The sequence below is a fragment of the Cryobacterium soli genome (assembly GCF_003611035.1).
In the GTDB taxonomy this organism is placed as follows: domain Bacteria; phylum Actinomycetota; class Actinomycetes; order Actinomycetales; family Microbacteriaceae; genus Cryobacterium; species Cryobacterium soli.
The window spans coordinates 1,252,154-1,274,367 of the sequence record NZ_CP030033.1 but is presented as its reverse complement, the minus strand read 5'-3'; the positions used below and the strand labels follow the sequence as shown (position 1 = coordinate 1,274,367).

Here is a 22,214-nt window from a genome sequence, read left to right as displayed (position 1 = left end):
CTGCCGACTTGCCGCAAACCGCCCCTTCCCGGGCGCCGAAGGGGCGTTATGCGGCAAGTCGGCGAGGATTTCCACCGCGAGATGCCGCTTAATGCCCTTTGCGGGGCGCTCAAGGGGCATTTTGCGGCAAGTCGGCGCATCCGCTGGGCCGTGCGCGCAGCCGCTGGGCCGGCGTCGCTGTGGATACGGCGGATGCCTGCGCTGTCAGTGGCCGCGGGCGAGCCAGTCGGGCAGATCGGGGGCCTCGGCGCCGATCGTGGTGGACTCACCGTGCCCGGTGTTCACGACGGTCTCGGCCGGCAGGGTGAGCAGCTTGCCCGTGATCGACTCGATGATGGTGGGGAAGTCGCTGTAGGAACGTCCGGTGGCACCCGGCCCGCCGTGGAAGAGCGTGTCGCCGCTGAACAGCGTGCCGAAGGTGGGCGCGTACAGGCAGACCGACCCGGGGGAGTGCCCCGGCGTGTGCAACACCAGCAGTTCGATCCCGGCCACGGCGATGCGCTGCCCGTCGGCGAGGTCGCGGCCCGGTGCGGCGTTGGGGTAGACGACGTCCCAGAGCATCCGGTCGTCGGGGTGCAGGTACACCGGCGCGCCCGTCGCCGCCGAGACGGCGCCGGCCGCGCCGATGTGGTCGTTGTGCGCGTGCGTGCTGAGGATGCCCAGCAGCGTGCGGTCGCCGACCGCCGTGAGAATCGCCTCGGCGTTGTGGGCGGCGTCGATGACGACGCACTCGGTGTCGTCGCCGACGATCCAGACGTTGTTCTCCAGCGCCCAGCTGCCGCCGTCGAGGTCGAAGGTGCCCTCGGTGACGAGGTGCTCGATGCGCGCGTTCATCAGAGCACCACCACCGAGCGCAGCACGTCGCCCGAGGCCATCTTGGCAAACGCCGCCTCGATCTCGTCGATGCGGATGCGTTCGCTCACGAAGTCCGCCAGCGGCAGTCGGCCTTGAAGATAGAGCTCGGTGAGCATCGGGAAGTCCCGCTCGGGCAGGCAGTCGCCGTACCAGGAGCTCTTGAGCGAGCCTCCCCGGCCGAAGACATCCAGCAGCGGGATCTCGAGCATCATGTCGGGGGTCGGCACGCCGACGAGCACCACGGTGCCGGCCAGGTCGCGGGCATAGAACGCCTGCCGCCAGGTCTCGGGGCGGCCGACCGCGTCGATGACGACGTCGGCGCCGAAGCCGCCGGTGAGCGCCTGCACGGCTGCGACGACCCCGTCCTCGTCGAGTGCCGAGGAATCGATGGTGTGCGTGGCGCCGAACTCGGTGGCCTTGGCCAGCTTCTTGGGGTCCCGGTCGATGGCGATGATCCGGGAGGCTCCGGCCAGCTTCGAGCCGACCACCGCGGCGTCGCCGACACCGCCGCAGCCGATCACGGCCACCGAGTTGCCGGGCGAGACGTTGCCGGTGTTCATGGCGGCGCCGATGCCGGCCATGATGCCGCAGCCGAGCAGTCCGACCGCGGCGGGGTCGGCATCCGGGTTGACCTTCGTGCACTGGCGCTCGTGCACGAGGGTCTTCTCGGCGAACGCGCCGATGCCGAGCGCCGGGCTGAGCTCGGTGCCGTCGACCAGTGTCATCTTCTGGGTGGCGTTGAAGGTGTTGAAGCAGTACCAGGGCTCGGCACGGGTGCAGGCCCGGCACTCGCCGCAGACGGCCCGCCAGTTGAGCACAACGAAGTCGCCGACGGACACATGGGTGACGCCGTCACCGATCACGCTGACCCGGCCGGCGGCCTCGTGGCCGAGCAGGAACGGGAAGTCGTCGTTGATTCCGCCTTCCTTGTAGTGGAAGTCGGTGTGGCAGACGCCGCAGGTCTCGATGTCGACGACGACCTCGCCGGGGCCAGGGTCGGGAATGACGATCTCGGTGAGCTCCACTGGGGCCCCCTTCGAGCGGGCGATCGCGCCTGTGACGGTGATGGGCATGGAGCTCCTCGTGGGTTGCCGGGGCAGCCGATGTGGCCGGAATCCAACCTATCGAAGCATCCTGACCGGGCGCAGGGGCCGGTCTGCCCGGGCGTGGCGGCGGAGGCTCACTGGCCCGCGCGCGACCAGTCCAGGAGCCTGTCGACGGGCCAGGTGGTCACGATGCGGTCGGGCGGCACACCAGAGGCCGCGGCCCGCTCGGCGCCGTAGGAGAGGAAATCGAGGTGGCCGGGGGCGTGAGCGTCGGTGTCGAGGCTGAACAGGCACCCGGCCTCGATCGCCCGCCTGATCAGGTCTTCCGGCGGGTCCTGGCGTTCCGGCCTGCAATTGATCTCCACGGCGACGTCGTTCTCGGCGCAGGCGGCGAACACCCGTGCGGCGTCGAATGTCGACGGCGGGCGAGTGCCGCGGGACCCGGAGACCAGGCGCCCGGTGCAGTGGCCGAGCACGTTCGTGTGCCGGTCGCGGATGCCCGCCAGCATCCGTCGGGTCATGGTGATCGAGTCCTCGCGCAGCTTCGAGTGCACGCTGGCGACGACCACGTCGAGCCGGTCGAGCAGCTCGGGGGCCTGGTCGAGCCGGCCGTCCTCGAGGATGTCGACCTCGATGCCGGCCAGCAACCGGAAGTCGTCGTCGGCCGCGGTGTTCACCGCGGCGACGACATCGAGCTGCTCCCGCAGACGGTCGGCGCTGAGCCCTTGCGCCACGGTGAGGGAGGGGGAGTGGTCGGTCAGCGCCAGGTAGTCGCGGCCGAGCATCCGCGCCGTCGACACCATGAGGTCGATGGGAGTCGTGCCGTCGGACCATTCGCTGTGGCTGTGCAGGTCGCCGCGCAACGCGACGAGCAGGTCCTGGCCGCCGGATGCCAGCGGATGCCGGCCCTGCTGGCGGAGGTTGTCGAGGTAGTCGGGGAGGCCGTACAGCGACTGGCCGATCACCTCGGCCGTGCGACCGCCGATGCCCTTCATCGCCCGCAGCCTGCCGTCGTGCACCCGGTCGGCCAGCTCGTCTGCGTCCAGGCCCGCGATGAGCGTGGCGGCCCGGCGGAAGGCCTGCACCTTGAAGGTGGGGGCCAGGTCGCGCTCCAACCAGAAGGCGATCTCGGAGAGGGCATCGACGGCATCCATACCGCCATGATCGGCCCGGACGGGTGAAAAAGGGAGGGGCGGATGCTCCGTCACGCCACGTCGAAGTGTGCCACGGTGAGCTCCCTGTCGATGAGGAACCCATCGTCGGCCGGGTAGAACACCGCCATCTCGATGTCCTCGCCGGCGAAAGCCACGATGTCGGCGTGGGTGCGCCAGAACGAGATGGTGCGCACCTCGCAGCGGCCGTCCGGCAGGTCGCGGAACACGGTCGCGGCACCGAGGTTGCCGGGAGTGGAGCGGTAGTCGGCCAGCCCGGTGCGCTCAAGGTACGCGGTGTAGGCGGCCCGGTCCTCCGGCCGGATCCAGCCGGTCCAACTACGCATCACGCTGCCCGCAGGCACATCGAACATGACGGTCCTCCTCCTCGCCGGTCACCCGCTCGCCGGGTCACCCGGCTCAACTGTTCCCGTTCCGGACTTCTGCGCCCGGCGTGCCGGGTGCACTTGTCCGTTGCGGGCACAGTAGCGCGTCGGCGAGCCTGCGGGGCGAGCCAGCGGGGGAGGGCCGGCGGTGCGAGAATGGGCCGATGACGCTGCATCTCACCGGCGATACCGCCGCAGACTCCCTTCTCAGCGACGACCCGTTCGCGCTCCTCGTCGGCATGCTGCTCGACCAGCAGATCCCCATGGAGACCGCCTTCGCCGGTCCGGCGAAGATCCGCGACCGGCTGGGCACCCTCGATCCGGCGGCCGTGGCCCGGTTCGACCCCGCCGAGTTCGTCGAGGTCTTCAAGCAGACTCCAGCGGTGCACCGGTTCCCCGGTTCAATGGCCGGCCGGGTGCAGACCCTGGCCGCGGTGGTCGCCGAGGACTGGCATGGTGACGCTGCCTCCATCTGGTCCGCCGCGGATGGCGACGGCACGGCGCCGGACGGTGCCGAGGTGCTGCGCCGGTTGAAGGGGCTGCCGGGCTTCGGCGAACAGAAGGCCAAGATCTTCCTGGCGCTGCTCGGCAAACGGCTCGGGGTCGAGGCTGCGGGGTGGCGGGAGGCATCCGCCCCCTACGGCGAGGAGGGTTCGCTATGCTCGGTGGCCGACATCGTCGACCCCGAATCGTTGGCCAAGGTGCGCGAGAGCAAGCGTGCCGCGAAGGCTGCGGCCAAGGAAGCCGCGAAGAAGTAGCGCGGCCGGGGGCGCCCGTAGCCGGTACCGCAGCCCGGGTTTAGCATGGCCGCGTTCGTACCACCCCGACGCGCGGAGGAGTCCATCATGAGCACGGGCAACCCCGAGACCCCGGCTGATTCGCTGCACGAGGTCGCGGGCATCCAGAAATATGCCATGCAGGTCGGCCAGGTGGCCGACGCACTCTCCAAGGGCGACGCCCTCACCAAACGTCTCCTCGACGCCGTGCACAGTGGCGACAGCCTTGCCGTGCAGAAGGTCTTCACCGACGTGGGCGTCGACACCCAGGTGACCCTCAAGACCGTGGACGCCATCGACGTCACGCACACGCAGAGCGCCGGCCAGCAGAGCACCGTGAGCGCCAGGGCCCAGGCTCCCAAGGTGCGAACCGTCACCGTCACCATCGGGATCGGGCCGATCTCGATCTCGGTCACCGTGACGAAGAAGTCAGGCTGATCGCTGCTGGGTGAGAGCCGGGGCGAGCCGCGGGAGAATGGACGTACGCGTTCGACACGAGTGCGCGTGACAGAGCGTGACAGAGAGTGAGCGTGCGGGTGGGCCCCCATTTCAGCGAGCAGACCTTCGATTTCCTCGAGGAACTCGAGCACCGCAACAACCGCGAGTGGTTCGAGGAGCACAAACCCACCTACGAGGTCGAACTCAAGGCGCGGATGCTCGAGGTCATCGACGCCGTCAACGCCCGGCTGGAAACGTTCGCGCCCGAGCACCTCAGGCCCGCGCCCAAGGCGATGTTGCGGATCTACCGTGACGTGCGTTTCTCCAACGACAAGACGCCGTACAAGACCCACCTGGCGGCGAACTGGCCGCGTCAGGGACTGGAGAAGACCGGGGGAGCCGGGTTCTTCCTGCAGGTGGGCGTGCACGGGGTGATGGTGGCCGCCGGCGCTTGGTCGCCCGGTTCTCCCCAGCTCCGCGCCATCCGCGAGTATCTCCTGGATCATCACGACGAGATGCGGCAACTGCTCGCAGCCGAGCCGGTGACCAGGTTGGCCGAGCCGCTGGACGGGCGCCCGCTGCTCCGGGCACCCCAGGGTTTCCCGGCCGAGCACCCCGCAGCCGACCTGCTGCGGGTGCGCAGCTGGGCGCTGATCTCCCGGCTCCCCGGGGACGCCGCCCTCGGCGACGATTTCGTCGACGCCGTCGCCGAGCGGTTCCGGGCATTGGCGCCGCTGGTCGATTTTCTGAACCTGCCGCTGTCCACGGTCACCCCGCTCGAGCGGGAGGCATCCGCCGGTCGCCGGAATGTCACGGTCGGCCGATAGTCCGCCGCAGCGACTCCCGCCGTTACCCGACCGTGCCCTGGGGTGCGACGGCGCGGACCGGGAATGCACGAGAATGGGACAGAAGAGTGGTCGCGGCCGAACCGGTCCAACGGGCCCTCGAAGGAGCAACACAGTGACCGACCCTCGAGCCAAGATGGAGGGCAATCGCCTCCTCGCACTCGGTGCGCCGCAGGCGGACTGGACGAAGGCGCCCGGCCGGGTTCCCGGCTTCTGGGTGGCGCTGCTCGGTCTGGTCGTCTCGCTCGTCTTCCCGCTTCCCGCCCTGTTGGTCGGTGCCGTCGGGCTGCTTTTCAGCCTGCAGGCCTATCGCGTCATCCCCGCAGGGGCCAGAGGACGACGCCTCACCTTGGCCGCCCTGGCCCTGGCCGGAGCCACCCTGGTCGTGGTGGTGCTGCAGATCGTGTTGAGCCTCATCTTCTGACCGGGTTCTTGTGACCGGGACGTCACGACCGGGCCGGTTTGGCTCAGGCTCTGGCTCGTGTGCCCGTCGCGTCGCTAGAGTCGAGTCCCGGTGCAATTCGGTGCCCCGATCAGTCCAAAGGGGACGAGACCATGTTTCTTGCCGAGCTCAACTGGCTGGCCGTCCTGGTCGCGACGCTGGCGGCCTTCGTCGCCGGGGCCGTCTGGTTCGGCCCCAAGACCTTCTTTCCGCTCTGGTGGAAGCTCATGGGCAAGGGGCCAGGAGAGGAACCGGGCACCGGCAACATGGTGGTGCTGTTCGGGTCGACCTTCATCGCCGCGCTTGTGGAGGCGACCGCCGTCGCCTCCGTCATCCACTTCGTGGCCGCCACGGATGCGAGCTTCGGCTCGCTGCAGGGAGGGCTCACCGGCCTACTGCTCGGGATCGGTCTCGCGGCGGCGTCCTCGCTTTCCCACCGACTCTTCGCCGGACACGGCTTCCGGGTCTGGTTGATCGAAGTGGGCAGCGACGTCCTCAACCTCACCATCATGGGCCTGATCCTGGGCGCCTGGCGATAACCTGCCCGGTCTGCCCGAAGGCGTGCCAGAAAAGCTCCTGATAGACGCGCTTTTAGGCCTTGTGTTGGGGGTAATGCGGTCGTCTCCTTGCTGTTAGCGTTCGACCTATGAGAGCGCGTTCAGGATCCCGACTTACCGTGCTGGCGATTGTGGCACTCTGCGCGCTGGCAACCTCCGGATGCGCAGGGTCGATCGCACAGACACCGGCGGCATCAGCAACCCCGGGAGCCCAGGAATCCGCCACCAGCGTCCCGGTGCCCTCCCCCAGCGACCAGCCTTCCGCCACCGGCGTCCCAGCATCCGACGCGGTAGCCGAGCCGCTGCACGCACCCGAGCAAATTCTGGGCGGCGACTGCTCGGCCCTCTTGTCCACCGCGGACGTGAGCGCACTACTCGGCGCACCGGTCGCTCCGGTGACCGGTCGCAGCATGAGCCCCCTCCATGCTGCTGTGGCCGCCATGGGCGGACTTTCCTGCTTGTGGTCGGAGGGGGACGGGCAGAACATGGCAGCCCTGAGCACTGTCGTCGAGGCCGCTACCGCGTACGACGTCCGGGGAACGGGCCCGGTCGACGACGGCGTCTGGTGCTACGGCTCACTGCCGGCCATGGAATGCTCGTTCAGCGTCGTGTCCGGGCCGCTCTGGATGAGCGGTCACGTCTACACGGCTGCGGGTGAAAACGAGGCTGACGCCCGGGCAGCGGTGACCTCGCTGGGCGATGACTTCCGTGCGCTTGAGCTTGCCGAACCGGCTCGCGAGGCCGCCCAGGCAACGGCTTGGTCGCTCTCGGATTGCTCTGAACTCGACGGGACGGTCGATGTCGGCGCACTCCTGCAGAGCCCCGGATTCCGGGGCAGCACATCTGACGTCGTACCCGGGGACATCGATGGGGGGATATACGCAGCGGTTGACACGTTGGGCGTCTTCGGCTGTGACTGGTACCAGCAGACGGACGTCCCCGAGGGCGACTTGGGCGGCTTCTCCGTGGTCGCACTGCCCGGGGGTGCCTGGGTGAAGGCGCAGGCGTTGGCCTGGCCGGGTGCGACCGAAATCGACCTGCCAGGGGTGGAGCTCGCGGTCCTGGTCCCGTGGGATCCGGCCGTGCCGGATCAGGAAAGCCTCAACGTGTTCGACGGGGTCAACTGGCTGCAGGTGACCAGTCGGCAGGACGTCATGGCGACCGTGCCGGTCATCCCCACGCTCGTGGCGGCGCTCAACGGTTTGTGACCGGGGCCGCTGCTCTCTGACTGGGGCGGGGTGGAACTGATCTGAGCCCTATGTCCGGCTGTCGTGTGGACGTGCGGTCGTAACCGTCGGCGCCGCATCGAAGGAAGTCTCCTTCACGATGTGTCCGGTGCGGTCCCAGGTGCGCCAGACGCCGACCTGGTCGCCGAGGTGGAACTCGCCCGAGCGCATGAGGGTGCCGTCGAGCCTGAACCATTCCCAGTGGCCGTGCAGCCTGCCGTCCAGTTCGAACCCGCTGGCCTTGAGCGTGCCGTTCGCGAACCGGTCGTGTCGCGGAACGGGCACGCCGGGCGTCGGCCCGGCTGACTCGGGCGTGGGGGCGGGGGAGGGGGGATGCATGCCTCCATGCTGCCCCGGAAAGACTCGCCGCTCTAGCGCCAGGGTCAAGGATTTCCCGATGGGGCGCCGGAGGCCTCCCGAACGGGTGAAGCACTGGGATGCGCGGCCATGGCGGGACGCCCACGGTACCCGCGTGGCGGGGCAGTGTTACTTCCGGGCCGGAATCAAGGCGTAGGGTGTAACCCAAACGGGGGTCAGTTTGGATGGGGGGCGGCGTGATGCCACCGATCCGGCCCTGTGGGCGCAGTACCGGCTGACAAACCGTTCCCGGCCTGATGGCGTGTCGGTGAACGCGCGGCCGCGCATCCGGACGTCTCCGGACGCACTCGCCCGAGCATCGATTCAACGCGCAGGGGGCACCAGCCATGACCGACTCTCACAGTGCGCCAGCGGGATCGCCAGGCACGGCGGAGCATGCCGTCGTGGCGACCGCGTTGCGCAAGAGCTACGGCCGCGGCGAGTCGGCCGTCGCCGCCCTCGACGGGGTGTCCGTGGCCTTTCCACGCGGCCAGTTCGCGGCCGTGATGGGACCGTCGGGATCGGGCAAGTCCACCCTGATGCAGTGCCTGGCCGGACTCGACACCGTCACCGGGGGCACCGTCTGGATCGACGGCACGCCCATCACCGGGCTGCGTGACCGGGGTCTCACCCGGCTGCGCCGCGACAAGATCGGGTTCGTCTTCCAGGCCTACAACCTGGTTCCCACCCTCACGGCCCGGCAGAACATCACGCTGCCCCTTGCGCTGGCCAGGCGCCGAGTGGACCGGGCCTGGTTCGACGAAGTGGTGCAGACTCTCGGACTGACCGGGCGCCTGAAGCATAGGCCCCATGAACTCTCCGGCGGCCAGCAGCAACGTGTGGCAGTGGCGCGCGCCCTGCTCGGCCGGCCGGCCGTGATCTTCGCCGACGAACCCACCGGCAATCTCGACTCGGTGGCCGGCGCCGAGGTTCTCGCGCTGCTGCGCACCAGTGTGAAACAGTGGGGCCAGACGGTCATCATGGTCACCCATGATGCCGTAGCGGCCTCGTGGTCGGACCGGGTCGTGCTCCTGGCCGACGGCCGCATCTCCGGTGAGTTGCAGGACCCCACGGTCGACACCGTGCTCGCCGCACTGCACGGCGCACGCCCGGCACCTGCCCGGTCGCTGGCGTGATTCGGGTTCTCCTCTCGGGGCTGCGGGCCACGCTGGCGCGATTGCTCGCCACCGGACTGGCGGTGGCGTTGTCGGTGGGATTCGTCGTGGCGACGCTCACCCTGTCGGCCACCTTCACGCGAACCACGGCCGACTCCCTCGCCGCGAGCATGGCCAAGGCCGAGGTCTCGGTCACACCGGAGGCGGCCATGGTCGCCACCTCCGACCCACGGCACTCCACCGATGTGCTCCTCGACCTGCTACCCACCGTGCAGGGACTGCCGGGCGTCGCCGGTGCGGATGTGGACCGGTTGGCCTATGTGGACCTGAGGTTCGGTGAGACCCGGAGCGTGGCGCAGCTCAGCGTCGTGCTCAACGATTCGGTGCGCTGGCAGACACTGGCCTCTGGGCGTTGGCCGCAGAGCGTCACCGAAGCGACCCTCGACCAGCCCGCCGCGCAATCGATCGGGCTGACGGAGGGCGACACCGTCACCGTGGCCGCGGTCGGCTCGGGAGTGAGCGCCGGCACCGTGACTGTCGTCGGCATCACCGCGCCGCAGGCGGCGGGCGTCGACACCGGTACGCCCACCCTTCTGATGCCGGCCGAGGCGCTCGCCGATCCCGGCCTTTTCGCGCTGTCCACCTCGATCCTCGTGGCAGGCGTGCCAGGGGCCGACACCGACACCGATGCCGACGAGCTCGCCGCCGCCGTGAGCACGGCTCTCGCCGGAGCATCCGGCATCGTGGTGCAGACCCGGGCCGAGGCAGTGGGCGACCAGACCGCCCAGCTGTCCGGCAGCGCCACCGTGCTCACCAGCATCCTGCTGGCGTTCGCGACGATCGCCCTGTTCGTCGCCGCCATCGTGATCGCCAACACCTTCCAGGTGCTGGTCAGCCAGCGCACGCGGGAACTGGCGCTGCTGCGCTGTGTGGGCGCCAGCGCGGGGCAGGTGCGCCGGCTGGTGCTGGGCGAAGCGCTGCTGCTGGGAGTGGGAGCGTCGGTGCTCGGGGTGGGCATCGGCCTGGCTGGGGCGACGGTTCTGGCCGAGGTCAGCCGGGACAGCGCATCCGGCCTGCACCTGGGGCAGCTGGTGATCGACCCGGCGCTGCTGGCCATCGGGTTCGGTGTCGGCGTGCTGCTCACCGTGGTGTCGGCCCTGGCGCCCGCGCACCGGGCAACCCGGGTGCGTCCGATCGCGGCGCTGCGGTCGGTGTCCGCCGGCGCCGGCGTGCGCCGCGGCCTGATCGGTTTTGTGCTCGCCATCGTGCTCGTCGCGGGCGGCGGCACCGGGCTCTACCTCGGAGCGACGCGGTCGGGGCTGGCCCTGGCCGTGGTTTCCGGGGTCGTCAGCTTCCTCGGCATCCTGCTGGCGTCCGCATTGTTCATCCCGTGGATCGTGCGCGCGGCCGGCGCGACCATCGGGTGGACCTCGGCGCCCGCCCGGCTCGCCGCGCTCAACGCCACCCGCAATCCGGCCCGCACGGCCTCGACGGCCGCCGCGCTGCTCGTGGGGGTGACCCTGGTGACCATGATGGTCGTGGGCGTGACTTCTGTGCGGGAATCGATCGGCGAGCGGATCGACCTGAAGCGCCCGGTGGACCTCACCGTGCAGTCGGCAGACCCGTCGGGTTTCAGCGCTGAACAGCAATCCGGCATCACCGACATGACCGACGTGGCCGGCTCGACGTCGGTGGATTCGGCCCGCGTCACGATCACGGCGGACTCCACGACACCCGTGATCCTGGCCGCGCGGGGTCTCGACCCGGTTCGGGTGCAGGATGTCGCCCGCTCGAGGGTGATCGTGCCGCAGAACGGGCAACTGCTGCTTAATCCCGAGGATGCCGGTGCGCTGCACGACGGTGACCACGTGACGGTGACCGGGGATGCCGGCAGCGCCGACCTGACGGTGGCGCTGGAGGCGACCGCTCCGCGGAAACAGGCCACGCTCACCAAGTCCGACCTGCTCGCGCTGGTGTCGACGCCGGTCATCCGGCAGATGCAGCTGCGCCTCACCGACGAGATCACCAGCAGCCAGGTGCAGCAGTTGAGCACCGACATCCTCTCGGTGAGCGATCAGTTCACCGTGGGCGGTGGTGCGCCGGAGCGGACCTACTACGAACAACTGCTCGATGTGATGCTGCTCATCGTGCTGGCCCTGCTCACCATGGCGGTGGTCATCGCCTGCGTGGGCGTCGCCAACACCATGGCCCTGTCGGTCTTCGAGCGGCGCCGCGAATCGGCCCTGCTGCGTGCCCTGGGCCTCACTCGCGGCCAGCTGCGGCGGATGCTCGGTATCGAGGCGACCCTGATCACCGTGGTGGCCGCAGCGTGCGGCATCGCGCTGGGTGTGCTCTACGCGTGGGCGGGACTGTCCGCGGTGTCGCTGCAGGCGCAGAAGCTCGGGTTGGCGGTGCACCTGCCCTGGCCGCAACTCGGGCTGGTGCTGCTCGGCGCGCTGGTGGCGGGGCTGATCGCCACGATCGTGCCGGCCTCAGGCGCGGCCCGCCGGTCACCCGTCGAGGGGCTCATGCACGAGTAGCGGCCGCTCCACGGCATCCGCTCGCCGGCATCCGCTCGCCCGATCTGGCCTGACGGTCAAGAGTCCCGGCCCGGGTCGTCGGGGCCGAGGTCGTCGGTGTCGAGGTCGCCCTCATCGAGGTCGCCGGGGCCGGGAAGCCGGAAGGCATCGGCGGCCGCCTCCGTGTGATCGAAGATCGCTCGCAGCAGACCGGCCATCGTGGTGGAGCGCAGCATGTCGACCTGGTCGAGCGGGCCGACCGGAGCGATGCCGGCCAATTGCCAGGCGGCCTCAACGGGGTCCTCGGAGAGCGCCACATCGGCCGACCAGGCGTCGTCGGTGAACTCGCTGGCCAGCGAGAGGGTGCGGCGCACGGTCTGCTCGGCCAGCACCCGCAGGGGCTTCAGAGCCTCATCCCAGACCAGGGGAGGCAGCTCCCGCACCACGGCCTGCGGGTAGGGAGTGCCGCCGCTCCACTCGACGACCTCGATGCGCCGATCGCCCTGGGCCACGAGGCCGACAAAGCCCTCCGGGGCCACGAGCTCGATCACCTGCGCCACGGTCCCGGTGCTGAAGGCGTGCTCGCCGCCGCCCACCTCCTGGCCGCGCTCGATGAGCACCACGCCGAATTCGGCCGGCTCAGATTCCAGGATGCGCGCCAGCATCATCAGGTACCGTTCCTCGAAGACCCGCAGCTGCAGGGGCATATAGGGGAAGAGCACCGACCCGAGCGGGAACATCGGCAGGCCGCCGGGGTCGGCCGGCGCGCGCGTGTCAGGCGAACGGTCCGGTGTGCCGGGCTCGTCGGGCGTGTTCCCTCGATTGGACATGTCCCCAGCGAAGCACGCTCGTGGCCCAATTCCAAGCGTTACGGCGGGTCGGCCCGCAACTGCCGGACCGGCCCCGGGGTCGGTCGCCGTTCACACCTGGTCGGTGTGGATCGGTGGCAGCCGGTCGGCCCACGGCAGCGCCTGCTCGAGCTGCGCCGCCGCCTGCAGCAGCAGGTCGTCGCGGCCGTACGCCGCCACGAGCTGCACCCCGATCGGCAGTCCCTCGCGACTCTGGCCGAGCGGCAGGCTGATCGCGGGATGTCCGGAGATATTGAACGGCGCGGTGAACGGTCCGAACTCGAGAATGCGGCGGATCCACGACCGGGCCGTGTGGCCGGCCTCGTTGTAGTCCAGGGTTCCTACCCGCAGCGGCAGCTGGGCCACGGTCGGGGTGAGTAGCAGGTCGTACCTGGTGAAGAACAGGCCGATCGCCCGGGTCACCCGGTGTTGGGCGTCGATGGCGGCCGCGACATCGAGTGCGCTGGCCCGGGCCGTCTCGTCGAGCACCACCCGGGAGACGGCCTCGAGCCGAGCCGGGTCCGGGCGGCGCGGGGCACGCAGCAGGGCGGCGCCGCTGGCCAGCACGGCCAGCATCTCGGCCTCGACGATATCGTCCGGATCGATCTCGGGTCGGGCGTCGGCGACCGAATGCCCGATCCACTCGAGGGTGCGCCCCACGGCTATGGCCGCGGCGGCGACCTGCGCGTCCACCGGCACCCCCGACCAGGCCTCTGTCACCAGGGCGACGCGCAGACGGCCGGGATCCTGCCGGTGCGACCTCGCGAACGGAACGATCGGTGCGGGCAGGGTGTATTTCTCCCCGATGCTGGGGGAGCCCACGGCATCGAGCAGGTGGGCGGTGTCCCGGATGCTGCGGGTGAGCGCGAATTCGCCGATCAATCCGAAGCCGGCCTCACCGGCCAGGGGACCACTGGGCGTGCGGCCCCGGCTGGGTTTGAGGCCCACGATGCCGCAGCAGGCCGCGGGCACCCGGATCGACCCGGCGGCGTCGTTGGCGTGCGCGAGCGGAACCGCTCCTGCGGCCACGAGCGCCGCGCTGCCTCCGCTGGAGCCGCCGACCCCGCGGTCGAGTGCCCAGGGGTTCACGGTGGGGCCGGTGCGCACAGGTTCGGTGGCGAAGTTCAGCCCGAATTCAGGGGCGGTGGTCTGGCCGATCGCCACCAGTCCGGCGGCGCGGAAACGCGCCATCAACTCATGGTCGGCGCCGGCCGCGACCCCCCGGATGCTCCGGCTGCCCAGCGCGAACTGCACACCGCGAGCGAACGGCCCGCTGTCCTTGATCAGGAAGGGAACGCCCGCGAACGGGCCGGTCGCCTCGGCCGCCAGCGCGGGGTCGAACAGCGGGCGGGCCAGGGCGTTCAGGTCGGCGTTGACCGAGTCCACGGCATCGCGGGCGAGTCGCTCGACCTCGGCCGCCGACACCGCACCGGCGCGGATGGCGTCGCGGAGGCCCACAGCATCGTGCGAGGCGTATTCGGCGAGGTCCACGGGGTGGCTGCCGCTCAGTCGAGCCGTTTGGCGAGCACGCGCACGTCGGCATCCGCGTAGCCGAGCCGGTCGTAGAACCCGGTGACGGCCACATTGGTCTGCCGAACCATGAGCTGAACTTTCACGGCGCCATGGTCGACGAGCCAGGCCTCGGCCGCGTCCATCAGCATCCGGCCCAGGCCCGTGCCCTGCTCGGAGGGGGCAACGGCCAGGTAGTAGATCCAGCCGCGATGGCCGTCGTGGCCCACCATCACGGTGCCGAGGAGTGCGTTGCCCTGGCGCTCGGTTGCCGTGATCTCGGTGCCTGCGTTCTCGGCATCTGCGAACACCCCCAAAACCGTGGCGGATTCGGTGCCGAGCGCCCGCTCCAGGTCGGCGGCCGGCGGATTCCACGGGCGGGTGAGCCCGGTGGTCTCCCAGAGCGCGATGACGGACTCGAAGTCGGCTGTGGTGATGGCGGCGATCTGCATCGATCCATTGTGCCCGGCTCACGCGCCGGCGGGCATCCGGTCGGTCGACCGGCGGGTGATCGCGCGCCAGCGGGCCGCCGACGAGACGCCGTCGCGCGCTGGCATGCTGGATGGATGACTGACGCTCTTTTCGACCTTCCCGGCGGCCCGTTCACCTTGCGACCGGCGCTCGCCGGGGACATTGCCGCCATCGTCGGCCTGCTGGCCGACGACCAGCTCCGAGCCGCCGAGGAGTCCACGGAGGACCTGGCGCCCTACCTGGCGGCGTTCACGGCCATCGACGCCTCGCCGGATCACCACCTCGTGGTCGTGGTCGACCCGGCAGGCCGGGTCGTGGCCACCGAGCAGTTGTCCCTGCTGCCCGGCCTCGCCCGGGCGGGCTCCACCCGGCTGCAGATCGAGGCGGTCCGGGTGAGCTCCGGCCTGCGCGGCAACGGCCTGGGCAGCGCGATGATCGAATGGGCCGTCGAGTACGGCCGCGCCCACGGATGCCGGCTCGTTCAGCTGACCTCGGATGCCTCCCGCGTCGACGCCCACCGCTTCTACGAACGTCTCGGCTTCGCTCCGTCCCACCTGGGTTTCAAGCTCCACATCTGACCCGGCCCCTCGCTGGTGGAGTCGGTCGAGACCCCGTGAGTCGTGTCGCGGACTGGGGGTTTAGAACGGTGGGTGCACGACCTTCCGCGCCTTCTTGGTGACCTTGTAGTGGTCTGCCCCGAAGGAGAGCAGCGCCCCGGTCTCGGGGTGGATGAGCAGCCGGGTGAAGCCGGGTGCGGTGCCGGCGATCTGGCGGGCGGCGTCGGGGGAGATGGGGCCGTAGCCTTCGAGGGTGGCGGGTTCGTCGGAGAGTCCCATCAGGGTGAACACCGGAACGGTGACCATCACGGTCCCGCGGATACCGGCGCCCCATCCCGGACGGGGTGACTCCGTCGAGCAGCAGGGCCGCGGTGACGTCGGCCCGTAACTGCTCCAGGGTGCGCTGGGCGGAGCCTTGATCTGTGGCGGGCTGCGTGCCGAGACCGAATGCTGCACCGGTCCCGGCCGAGCTGGCTCCGCTCACACCTTCCGCTGCACCTCCGCCGAGCGCCGCATCTGAGCTGGCCGCTCCAGGGGCTTCGCCCGTGGGGAGCGATGGCACGGTCCTCGGCCGCGACCAGAGACCCGTGAGAAAGCCCCGGAAATCGGGGGTCAAGTCAGGCGGTGGGAGCAACGCCGGGGTTGTGTCTTCCTCTGTCAGAGGTCGCGGGAGAGGGAGGGCGCGGCGGGCGGGGCAAGTTACGGGGGCGTTAACTCTGGGGCGGGGCGGGGGAACCCATAGGTCTGTAGGGAGGGTGGTCGGTTAGACTACACAGCAGTAGGAACCAACTGAATACTGGGCCACACGATCGATGCGGGAGAGTTCGACGTCAGAAGACGAGCGAACACCGAAGGAGCAATCCTCCCCGACAATCTCTCAGGTACTCGTACCGCATCGAACGGGCCACTCTGAAAAGCGGATGTGCACAGCGCGTCCGGGTCTCGCTTCGCGGGATCCGCACGGCACGGGCCACATCCCGCCCATGGTGAAAGCCGGGAGCGCACACGCGCCCGGCGAAGCTCTCAGGCCTGACGACAGAGGGGGAGTTCCCACCGGGGTTCGAACGAGCCCCGGAGCACCTCACCGGGCACGCGCCCGGCGATGAACCGGAGAACTCATGACCTCGGCCAGCCCAGACCAGACCAGCACCGACTTCACCAGCACCGACTTCACCAGCACCGACTCGACCAGCACAGGCCCGACCGGCCCGGAGCAGCCCGGCACGGACGCCGCCGCGACCGAACGGTTCTCGCCGCTGCACGCCGCCCACGTGGCCGCCGGCGCCAGCTTCACCGACTTCGCCGGCTGGCAGATGCCTGTGCGCTACTCCAGCGATCTCGCCGAACACCACGCCGTGCGCAAGGCGGCAGGCCTCTTCGACCTCTCGCACATGGCTGAGATCCGGGTCAGCGGCCCGCAGGCCGGCGAGTTCCTCGACCACGCGCTGGCCGGGCAGCTGTCGGTCATCGATCTCATGCAGGCCAAGTACAGCCTGCTGCTGAACTCCCGCGGCGGCATCATCGACGACCTCGTTGTCTACCGCACCGGGGAGACCGAGTTCCTCGTCGTGGCCAACGCCGGCAACCACGACCAGGCCCTCGAGGCCCTCACCACCCGGTCCGCCCGGTTCGACGTGACCGTCACCGACGAGAGCGGCGACACCGCGCTCATCGCCGTGCAGGGTCCCAACGCGCTCGCGATCGTGCAGGCAACCGCTGGGCTCCGCGTCGACGGGGACCTCACCGGGCTCCGCTACTACCGCGCGCTCACCGCCGGCTTCAATGGCGCTCCGGTGCTCGTGGCCCGCACTGGCTACACGGGTGAAGACGGTTTCGAGCTCTACCTGCCCAATGCGGATGCCCTCGCCCTCTGGGACGCCCTCGTTGTCGCCGGCGCCCCACACGGGCTGGTTCCGGCCGGGCTCGCCAGCCGCGACACCCTGCGGCTCGAAGCCGGGATGCCGCTCTACGGCCACGAGCTGACCACCTCCACCTACCCCGCCCAGGCCGGGCTCGGCCGCGTGGTCAACCTGGCCAAGCCCACCGACTTCGTCGGCCGCACCGCCAGCGAGGAGGGTCCGTCCGGCGAGGCTCACGTGCTCGTCGGCCTGGTCTCGGCCGGTAAGCGCGCCGGCCGCGCCGGCTACGAGATCTTCCGCAGCATCGACGCCACCGAACCCGAAGGCATCATCACCAGCGGAGCACTCTCGCCCACCCTCGGTTACCCGATCGCCATGGCGTACGTCGCGCCGCCGCTGGCCCGCCTCGACACCGAGGTGTTCATCGACGTGCGCGGCACCCGCGCCCCGGCCACCGTCATAGCACTGCCCTTCTACAAGCGCGCCAAGTAACTCAAGAAACGCCCGGCCCGGCCCGGGCATCCGTTCGCGCGGCGTCTCACGCTTCGCCCCACAACCGATCAGCTCCACCGATCCACCCCGTGATCTACCCTTTGAGAGGAACCCCCATGGCCGACAAGACCGAACTCCAGTACACCGCAGAGCACGAATGGGTGCTCGTCGACGGCGACACCGCCACCGTCGGCATCACCGCCTACGCCGCCGACAAGCTCGGTGACGTGGTCTTCGTGGAGCTGCCCGAGGTCGGCAGCTCCGTCGCCTCCGGCACCGTCGTCGGCGAGATCGAGTCGACCAAGTCGGTCGGCGAGCTCTTCGCCCCCATCGACGGCACCGTCGCCGAGGTCAACGACGCCGTGGTCGCCAGCCCCGAACTCGTCAACAGCGACCCGCTGGGCGAGGGCTGGCTCATCAAGGTCACCTTCGAGACCCTCCCGGCGCTGCTGAGCTACGCCGAGTACTCCGCCATCATCGGCGAGTAACAGCCCGGCCCACCGCCCCTCGCCGCACGCCTCACCTCGCACGACCGAATCAGACCCCGGAAAGAGCCTTCCCCCATATGTCGCAGCCCTTCACCCAGCGTCACATCGGCACGGATGCCGACGCCCAGTCCCACATGCTGGCCGTCCTCGGCCACGACAGCGTCGAGGCGCTCGTCAACGCGGCCGTCCCGGCGTCGATCCAGGTCGAGCAGTTCCGCACCAGGGGAGACAGCACCCTGCCACCGGCCGCCACGGAGCGGGAGGCCATCGCTGAACTCCGTCTCCTGGCGGACAAGAACGACGTGAAGCGCTCCATGATCGGGCTCGGCTACTACGACACGATCACCCCCGCCGTGATCAAGCGCAACGTGCTGGAGAACCCGAGCTGGTACACCGCGTACACGCCGTACCAGCCGGAAATCAGCCAGGGCCGCCTCGAGGCGATCATCAACTTCCAGACCATGGTGGCCGACCTCACCGGCATGGCCACCGCCAACGGATCGATGCTCGACGAGTCCACCTCCGTCGTGGAGGGCATGCTGCTGGCCCGCCGGGCATCCAAGTCGCCGTCGAACCGGTTCATCGTCGACGCGGATGCGCTGCCGCAGACCCACGCGCTGCTCGGCAACCGCGCCCACGCACTCGGCCTCGAACTGGCCGTGCTGCCCCTGGACGAGAACACCACCGCAGATGACCTCGGCGACTACTTCGGCATCTTCGTGCAGTACCCCGGCGCCTCCGGCCGGGTCTGGAACCCCACCGCCGTGATCGCGCTCGCGCACGAGAACAAGGCCCTGGCCGTGGTGGCCGCCGACCTGCTCGCCCTCACCCTGATCACCTCGCCCGGCGACCTCGGCGCCGACGTGGCCGTGGGCACCAGCCAGCGCTTCGGCGTGCCGATGGGCTTCGGCGGACCGCACGCCGGCTACCTCGCCGTACGCAAGGGCCTCGAGCGCCAGATGCCCGGCCGCCTCGTGGGTGTGAGCGTCGACGCCGCCGGCAACCCCGCCTACCGGTTGGCGCTGCAGGTGCGCGAGCAGCACATCCGCCGCGACAAGGCGACCTCCAACATCTGCACCGCCCAGGTGCTGCTGGCCGTCATGGCCGGCATGTACGCGGTGTACCACGGGCCCGACGGCCTGAAGAAGATCGCCTCGTCGGTCGCCTGGCACGCCGACCGCCTCGCCGGGTACCTCGAGGAGGCCGGCGTCGAGCTTGTGCACGCCGACTTCTTCGACACCCTCCAGGCCCGCGTGCCCGGTCGCGCCCAGGCCGTGGTCGACGCCGCTCGTGAGCTCGGGGTCAACCTGTGGCTGGTCGATGCGGACACCGTCAACGTCTCCGTCGACGAGACCACCACGCACACCGACATCCACAGGGTCGCCCAGGCCTTCGGCGGCCCGGCATCGCGCAACTTCGCCTTCGTGGCGAACGACAACAACCGCCTGCCCGAGGCGATGGCCCGCACCAGCGAGTACCTCACCCACGCCGTCTTCAACACGCACCGCTCCGAGACGAGCATGATGCGCTACCTCAAGCGCCTGGCCGACTACGACTATGCGCTGGACCGCGGCATGATCCCGCTGGGCTCCTGCACCATGAAGCTCAACGCCGCCACCGAGATGGAGGCCGTCACCTGGCCCGAGTTCGGCGGACTGCACCCGTTCGCGCCCAAGGCCGACGTCGAGGGCTACCTCGAACTCATCCGCCAGCTCGAGACCTGGCTGACGGATGTCACCGGCTACGACTCCGTGTCGCTGCAGCCCAACGCCGGCAGCCAGGGCGAACTCGCCGGGCTCCTGGCCATCCGCGGGTTCCACCTCGCAAACGGCGACGTGGACCGCACGGTCTGCCTCATCCCGTCCAGCGCGCACGGCACCAACGCGGCCTCCGCCGTGCTGGCCGGCATGCGCGTCGTGGTCGTCGCCTGCGACGAGCTCGGCAACGTCGACCTCGACGACCTCCGCGCCAAGATCGCCGAGCACGCCGACGCGCTGGCCGCGCTGATGATCACCTACCCGTCCACCCACGGGGTGTACGAGCACGAGGTCGGAGCGATCTGCGCCGCGGTGCACGAGGCCGGCGGCCAGGTCTACGTCGACGGCGCAAACCTCAACGCCCTGCTCGGCTTCGCCCGGTTCGGCGACTTCGGCGGCGACGTGTCGCACCTCAACCTGCACAAGACCTTCTGCATCCCGCACGGCGGCGGCGGCCCCGGCGTGGGCCCCGTCGCGGCCAAGGCGCACCTCGCGCCGTTCCTGCCCGGTCACCCGCTCGCGCAGAGCGACGAGCACTACCTGCTCGGCGCCACCGGCACCGAGACCGTCGTGCACGGCGGCGGCCCGGTTTCTGCGGCGCCGTACGGCAGCCCGAGCATCCTGCCCATCTCCTGGGCGTACGTGCGCATGATGGGCGCCGACGGCCTCAAGCAGGCGACCGGCGCGGCCGTTCTCGCGGCGAACTACGTGGCCAAGCAGCTCAGCGACCACTACCCGGTGCTCTACGCCGGCGACAACGGCCTGGTCGCGCACGAGTGCATCCTCGACCTGCGCCCGCTCACCGCGGCGACCGGGGTCACCGTCGACGACGTGGCCAAGCGCCTGGTCGACTACGGTTTCCACGCGCCCACCATGAGCTTCCCGGTGGCGGGCACCCTCATGGTCGAACCCACCGAGAGCGAAGACCTCGGCGAGATCGACCGGTTCATCGAGGCCATGATCGGCATCAAGGCTGAGGCGGATGCCGTGGCCGCCGGCACCTGGCCGGCCGACGACAACCCGCTGCACAACGCGCCGCACACCGCCCAGAGCGTGATCGAGGGGGAGTGGACGCACCCGTACGACCGCGAAACGGCTGTGTACCCGGTGCGCACGCTCATCCGCAACAAGTACTGGGCGCCGGTGCGCCGCATCGACAACGCCTACGGCGACCGCAACCTGGTCTGCGCCTGCCCGCCGCCCGAGGCCTTCGAGTAAAAACCCCTCGCGAACTGGAACTAGGAGGTGGGGGTGAGCAGAGCGGGCCACCAGAGCACCGCGAGGGGGTAACCGACGAACGAGAGGATGTCGAGCACCCAGTGCGCGATCACCAGGGGCATCACCCGGCCCCAGCGCACGTAGCACCAGCCGAACACCACTCCCATCAGGGCATTGCCCACGAACGGCCCGATGCCCTGATAAAGGTGGTAGCTGCCGCGCAGCAGCGCCGCCGAGACGATGATGGTCCAGGTGTTCCAGCCCAATTCCTTCAACCGGGTGAACAGATACCCCACCACGATGAGTTCCTCGCTCAGGGCGCTACGGAGCGCCGAGAACACCAGGATCGGGATGGTCCACCAGAACGTGTCCAGCGGCGACGGCACCACCGCCACGGTGAAACCCAGCGCGCGGCCGGCCAGGTACAGGCCGAGCCCAGGGATGCCGATGAGCAGGAGCAGCCCGCCGCCGCGCAGGAGGTCACGGCGCGGTTCGGTGAAGTCCACCCCGAGCCGCCGGAAGGCGCTCCGACCGGGTTGCCACAGCAGGTAGAGCACCAGCGCCACGGGGAACAGGGCGAAGACGATGCCCAGGAACTGATAAGTGAAGTCGAGCCATTCCCGGGTGGACTGCGAGCCGTTGATCGTGGCGGACTGATCGCCCAGCGCCACCTCTTCGGTGAGCCTGGCGATGATCGAGACGATCGAGTACACGGCGGATGCGCCCAGCGACAGCCCGAGCACGATGACGATCTCCCAGCGCAGCCGAACACGCGAGACGTCGGGGGCGCTCGGGGCAGTGCCGCCCACGACCCGGCTGCTCACGAGGCGCTCGGCATCCGGCACGCCGGGGTGCCGCCCGGCAGCCGGTATCGGTAGCGGGCCACGAGCCGGTATCCGGCCGAGGCGGCCCATGACCACGGCGGTACGGTGGCCAGTGTGCCGAGTACTCGCAACGCACGATTCGGTTGTCCGCGCAGGATCGCTGCCACGGCCGCGGCGCCGCCGTACTGCCGTTCGCCCGAGACGAACCACACTCGCGCGCGAGCCTGCTCCTCGGTGAGGCCGTAGCGGGCCAAGTCGGTCCATTGGAACGGAGCGGTGGCCGGGACCCTCGGCAGGGTGCGCTGCATCCAGAGGACAGCGGTGGTACAGAAGCCGCAGTCGCCGTCGAAGATCAAAGTGGCGGGGGAGGTGCGCGCGATGGTCGGCATGCCTCTATTTTGCGCCCCCGCGGGCGAGCGTCCTTCCGGCTGGCCGATGGCCGCCCGACCGGCCGGTCGCACCGGCATCGTGCGCCGGC

At 70.0% G+C, this 22,214-nt stretch carries 23 protein-coding genes and 1 riboswitch; of the genes, 12 read left to right on the top strand and 11 right to left on the bottom strand.

What is annotated here, in order from left to right:
* Positions 1–204: 204 nt before the first annotated feature.
* The 4 genes from DOE79_RS05785 to DOE79_RS05770 form a co-directional block, all read right to left on the bottom strand.
* Positions 205–834: an MBL fold metallo-hydrolase gene (locus DOE79_RS05785; protein WP_181445862.1), complete on the bottom strand. Its 630-nt coding sequence runs from the start codon at positions 832–834 to the stop codon at positions 205–207.
* Positions 834–1,928, bottom strand: coding sequence for an S-(hydroxymethyl)mycothiol dehydrogenase (locus DOE79_RS05780; RefSeq protein WP_120337669.1), 1,095 nt, complete (start codon positions 1,926–1,928; stop codon positions 834–836). The genes DOE79_RS05785 and DOE79_RS05780 overlap by 1 nt, the downstream gene beginning before the upstream one ends.
* Positions 1,929–2,035: 107 nt before the next feature.
* On the bottom strand, positions 2,036–3,055 hold the full coding sequence (locus tag DOE79_RS05775) for a PHP domain-containing protein (RefSeq protein WP_120337668.1): 1,020 nt from the start codon (positions 3,053–3,055) through the stop codon (positions 2,036–2,038).
* A gap of 50 nt (positions 3,056–3,105) precedes the next feature.
* The gene (locus tag DOE79_RS05770; protein ID WP_245977144.1) at positions 3,106–3,426 is read right to left on the bottom strand and encodes a hypothetical protein; all 321 of its coding nucleotides are present in this window, start codon (positions 3,424–3,426) and stop codon (positions 3,106–3,108) included.
* 176 nt (positions 3,427–3,602) lie between these two features.
* Between DOE79_RS05770 and DOE79_RS05765 the strand changes: the two genes are divergently transcribed.
* The 6 genes from DOE79_RS05765 to DOE79_RS05740 all read left to right on the top strand — a co-directional run bounded on the left by DOE79_RS05765 (position 3,603) and on the right by DOE79_RS05740 (position 7,704).
* Positions 3,603–4,196 (top strand): HhH-GPD-type base excision DNA repair protein, encoded by a 594-nt coding sequence (locus tag DOE79_RS05765; protein ID WP_120337667.1) that lies wholly within the window; start codon positions 3,603–3,605, stop codon positions 4,194–4,196.
* A gap of 87 nt (positions 4,197–4,283) precedes the next feature.
* Positions 4,284–4,652, top strand: coding sequence for a hypothetical protein (locus DOE79_RS05760; RefSeq protein ID WP_120337666.1), 369 nt, complete (start codon positions 4,284–4,286; stop codon positions 4,650–4,652).
* A 92-nt stretch (positions 4,653–4,744) separates the two neighbouring features.
* The gene (locus tag DOE79_RS05755; protein WP_220094289.1) at positions 4,745–5,479 is read left to right on the top strand and encodes a DUF2461 domain-containing protein; all 735 of its coding nucleotides are present in this window, start codon (positions 4,745–4,747) and stop codon (positions 5,477–5,479) included.
* Between the two features lie 133 nt (positions 5,480–5,612).
* A complete protein-coding gene (locus tag DOE79_RS05750) occupies positions 5,613–5,921 on the top strand; it encodes a hypothetical protein (RefSeq protein WP_162942612.1) in 309 nt (102 codons plus the stop codon).
* A 131-nt stretch (positions 5,922–6,052) separates the two neighbouring features.
* Positions 6,053–6,478, top strand: coding sequence for a DUF1761 domain-containing protein (locus tag DOE79_RS05745; protein WP_120337664.1), 426 nt, complete (start codon positions 6,053–6,055; stop codon positions 6,476–6,478).
* A gap of 503 nt (positions 6,479–6,981) precedes the next feature.
* Positions 6,982–7,704, top strand: coding sequence for a hypothetical protein (locus DOE79_RS05740; RefSeq protein WP_220094288.1), 723 nt, complete (start codon positions 6,982–6,984; stop codon positions 7,702–7,704).
* A gap of 48 nt (positions 7,705–7,752) precedes the next feature.
* On the opposite strand, the gene DOE79_RS05735 is transcribed toward DOE79_RS05740, so the two are convergent.
* Entirely contained in the window at positions 7,753–8,061 is a 309-nt protein-coding gene (locus DOE79_RS05735; protein ID WP_120337662.1) for a toxin-antitoxin system YwqK family antitoxin, read from the bottom strand.
* Positions 8,062–8,426: 365 nt separating this feature from the next.
* On the opposite strand from DOE79_RS05735, the gene DOE79_RS05730 reads away from it, so the two are divergent.
* Together DOE79_RS05730 and DOE79_RS05725 are read left to right on the top strand one after the other, a co-directional pair.
* A complete protein-coding gene (locus tag DOE79_RS05730; RefSeq protein WP_120337661.1) occupies positions 8,427–9,215 on the top strand; it encodes an ABC transporter ATP-binding protein in 789 nt (262 codons plus the stop codon).
* Positions 9,212–11,734 (top strand): ABC transporter permease, encoded by a 2,523-nt coding sequence (locus tag DOE79_RS05725; RefSeq protein WP_120337660.1) that lies wholly within the window; start codon positions 9,212–9,214, stop codon positions 11,732–11,734. Before DOE79_RS05730 ends, DOE79_RS05725 begins: the two co-directional genes overlap by 4 nt.
* A 56-nt stretch (positions 11,735–11,790) precedes the next feature.
* Here DOE79_RS05725 and DOE79_RS05720 read toward each other — a convergent pair whose 3' ends face one another.
* The 3 genes from DOE79_RS05720 to DOE79_RS05710 all read right to left on the bottom strand — a co-directional run bounded on the left by DOE79_RS05720 (position 11,791) and on the right by DOE79_RS05710 (position 14,522).
* Positions 11,791–12,543, bottom strand: coding sequence for an LON peptidase substrate-binding domain-containing protein (locus DOE79_RS05720; protein WP_245977142.1), 753 nt, complete (start codon positions 12,541–12,543; stop codon positions 11,791–11,793).
* Positions 12,544–12,633: 90 nt separating this feature from the next.
* Positions 12,634–14,052 carry an amidase gene (locus tag DOE79_RS05715; RefSeq protein ID WP_120337659.1) on the bottom strand — a complete coding sequence of 473 codons (1,419 nt, stop codon included), beginning with the start codon at positions 14,050–14,052 and terminating at the stop codon, positions 12,634–12,636.
* Between the two features lie 14 nt (positions 14,053–14,066).
* Positions 14,067–14,522, bottom strand: coding sequence for a GNAT family acetyltransferase (locus tag DOE79_RS05710; RefSeq protein WP_120337658.1), 456 nt, complete (start codon positions 14,520–14,522; stop codon positions 14,067–14,069).
* Between the two features lie 114 nt (positions 14,523–14,636).
* Between DOE79_RS05710 and DOE79_RS05705 the strand changes: the two genes are divergently transcribed.
* Positions 14,637–15,119 (top strand): GNAT family N-acetyltransferase, encoded by a 483-nt coding sequence (locus tag DOE79_RS05705; RefSeq protein WP_120337657.1) that lies wholly within the window; start codon positions 14,637–14,639, stop codon positions 15,117–15,119.
* A gap of 60 nt (positions 15,120–15,179) precedes the next feature.
* Here the strand turns inward: DOE79_RS05705 and DOE79_RS05700 are convergent, their stop codons facing one another.
* The gene (locus tag DOE79_RS05700; protein WP_162942610.1) at positions 15,180–15,407 is read right to left on the bottom strand and encodes a hypothetical protein; all 228 of its coding nucleotides are present in this window, start codon (positions 15,405–15,407) and stop codon (positions 15,180–15,182) included.
* A 496-nt stretch (positions 15,408–15,903) separates the two neighbouring features.
* Positions 15,904–16,001: riboswitch (glycine riboswitch) on the top strand.
* A 215-nt stretch (positions 16,002–16,216) separates the two neighbouring features.
* Here DOE79_RS05700 and gcvT point away from each other — a divergent pair.
* The 3 genes from gcvT to gcvP all read left to right on the top strand — a co-directional run bounded on the left by gcvT (position 16,217) and on the right by gcvP (position 20,912).
* Positions 16,217–17,449 carry a glycine cleavage system aminomethyltransferase GcvT gene (gene gcvT, locus DOE79_RS05695; RefSeq protein WP_120337655.1) on the top strand — a complete coding sequence of 411 codons (1,233 nt, stop codon included), beginning with the start codon at positions 16,217–16,219 and terminating at the stop codon, positions 17,447–17,449.
* Between the two features lie 116 nt (positions 17,450–17,565).
* Complete coding sequence (gcvH, locus tag DOE79_RS05690; protein ID WP_120337654.1) at positions 17,566–17,937, top strand: glycine cleavage system protein GcvH; 372 nt, start codon at positions 17,566–17,568, stop codon at positions 17,935–17,937.
* A 77-nt stretch (positions 17,938–18,014) separates the two neighbouring features.
* Entirely contained in the window at positions 18,015–20,912 is a 2,898-nt protein-coding gene (gcvP, locus tag DOE79_RS05685) for an aminomethyl-transferring glycine dehydrogenase (RefSeq protein ID WP_120337653.1), read from the top strand.
* A 20-nt stretch (positions 20,913–20,932) separates the two neighbouring features.
* Here gcvP and DOE79_RS05680 read toward each other — a convergent pair whose 3' ends face one another.
* Together DOE79_RS05680 and DOE79_RS05675 are read right to left on the bottom strand one after the other, a co-directional pair.
* Entirely contained in the window at positions 20,933–21,757 is an 825-nt protein-coding gene (locus DOE79_RS05680) for a CPBP family intramembrane glutamic endopeptidase (RefSeq protein WP_425455686.1), read from the bottom strand.
* A complete protein-coding gene (locus tag DOE79_RS05675; RefSeq protein WP_120337651.1) occupies positions 21,733–22,125 on the bottom strand; it encodes a thiol-disulfide oxidoreductase DCC family protein in 393 nt (130 codons plus the stop codon). The genes DOE79_RS05680 and DOE79_RS05675 overlap by 25 nt, the downstream gene beginning before the upstream one ends.
* Positions 22,126–22,214 lie beyond the last annotated feature (89 nt).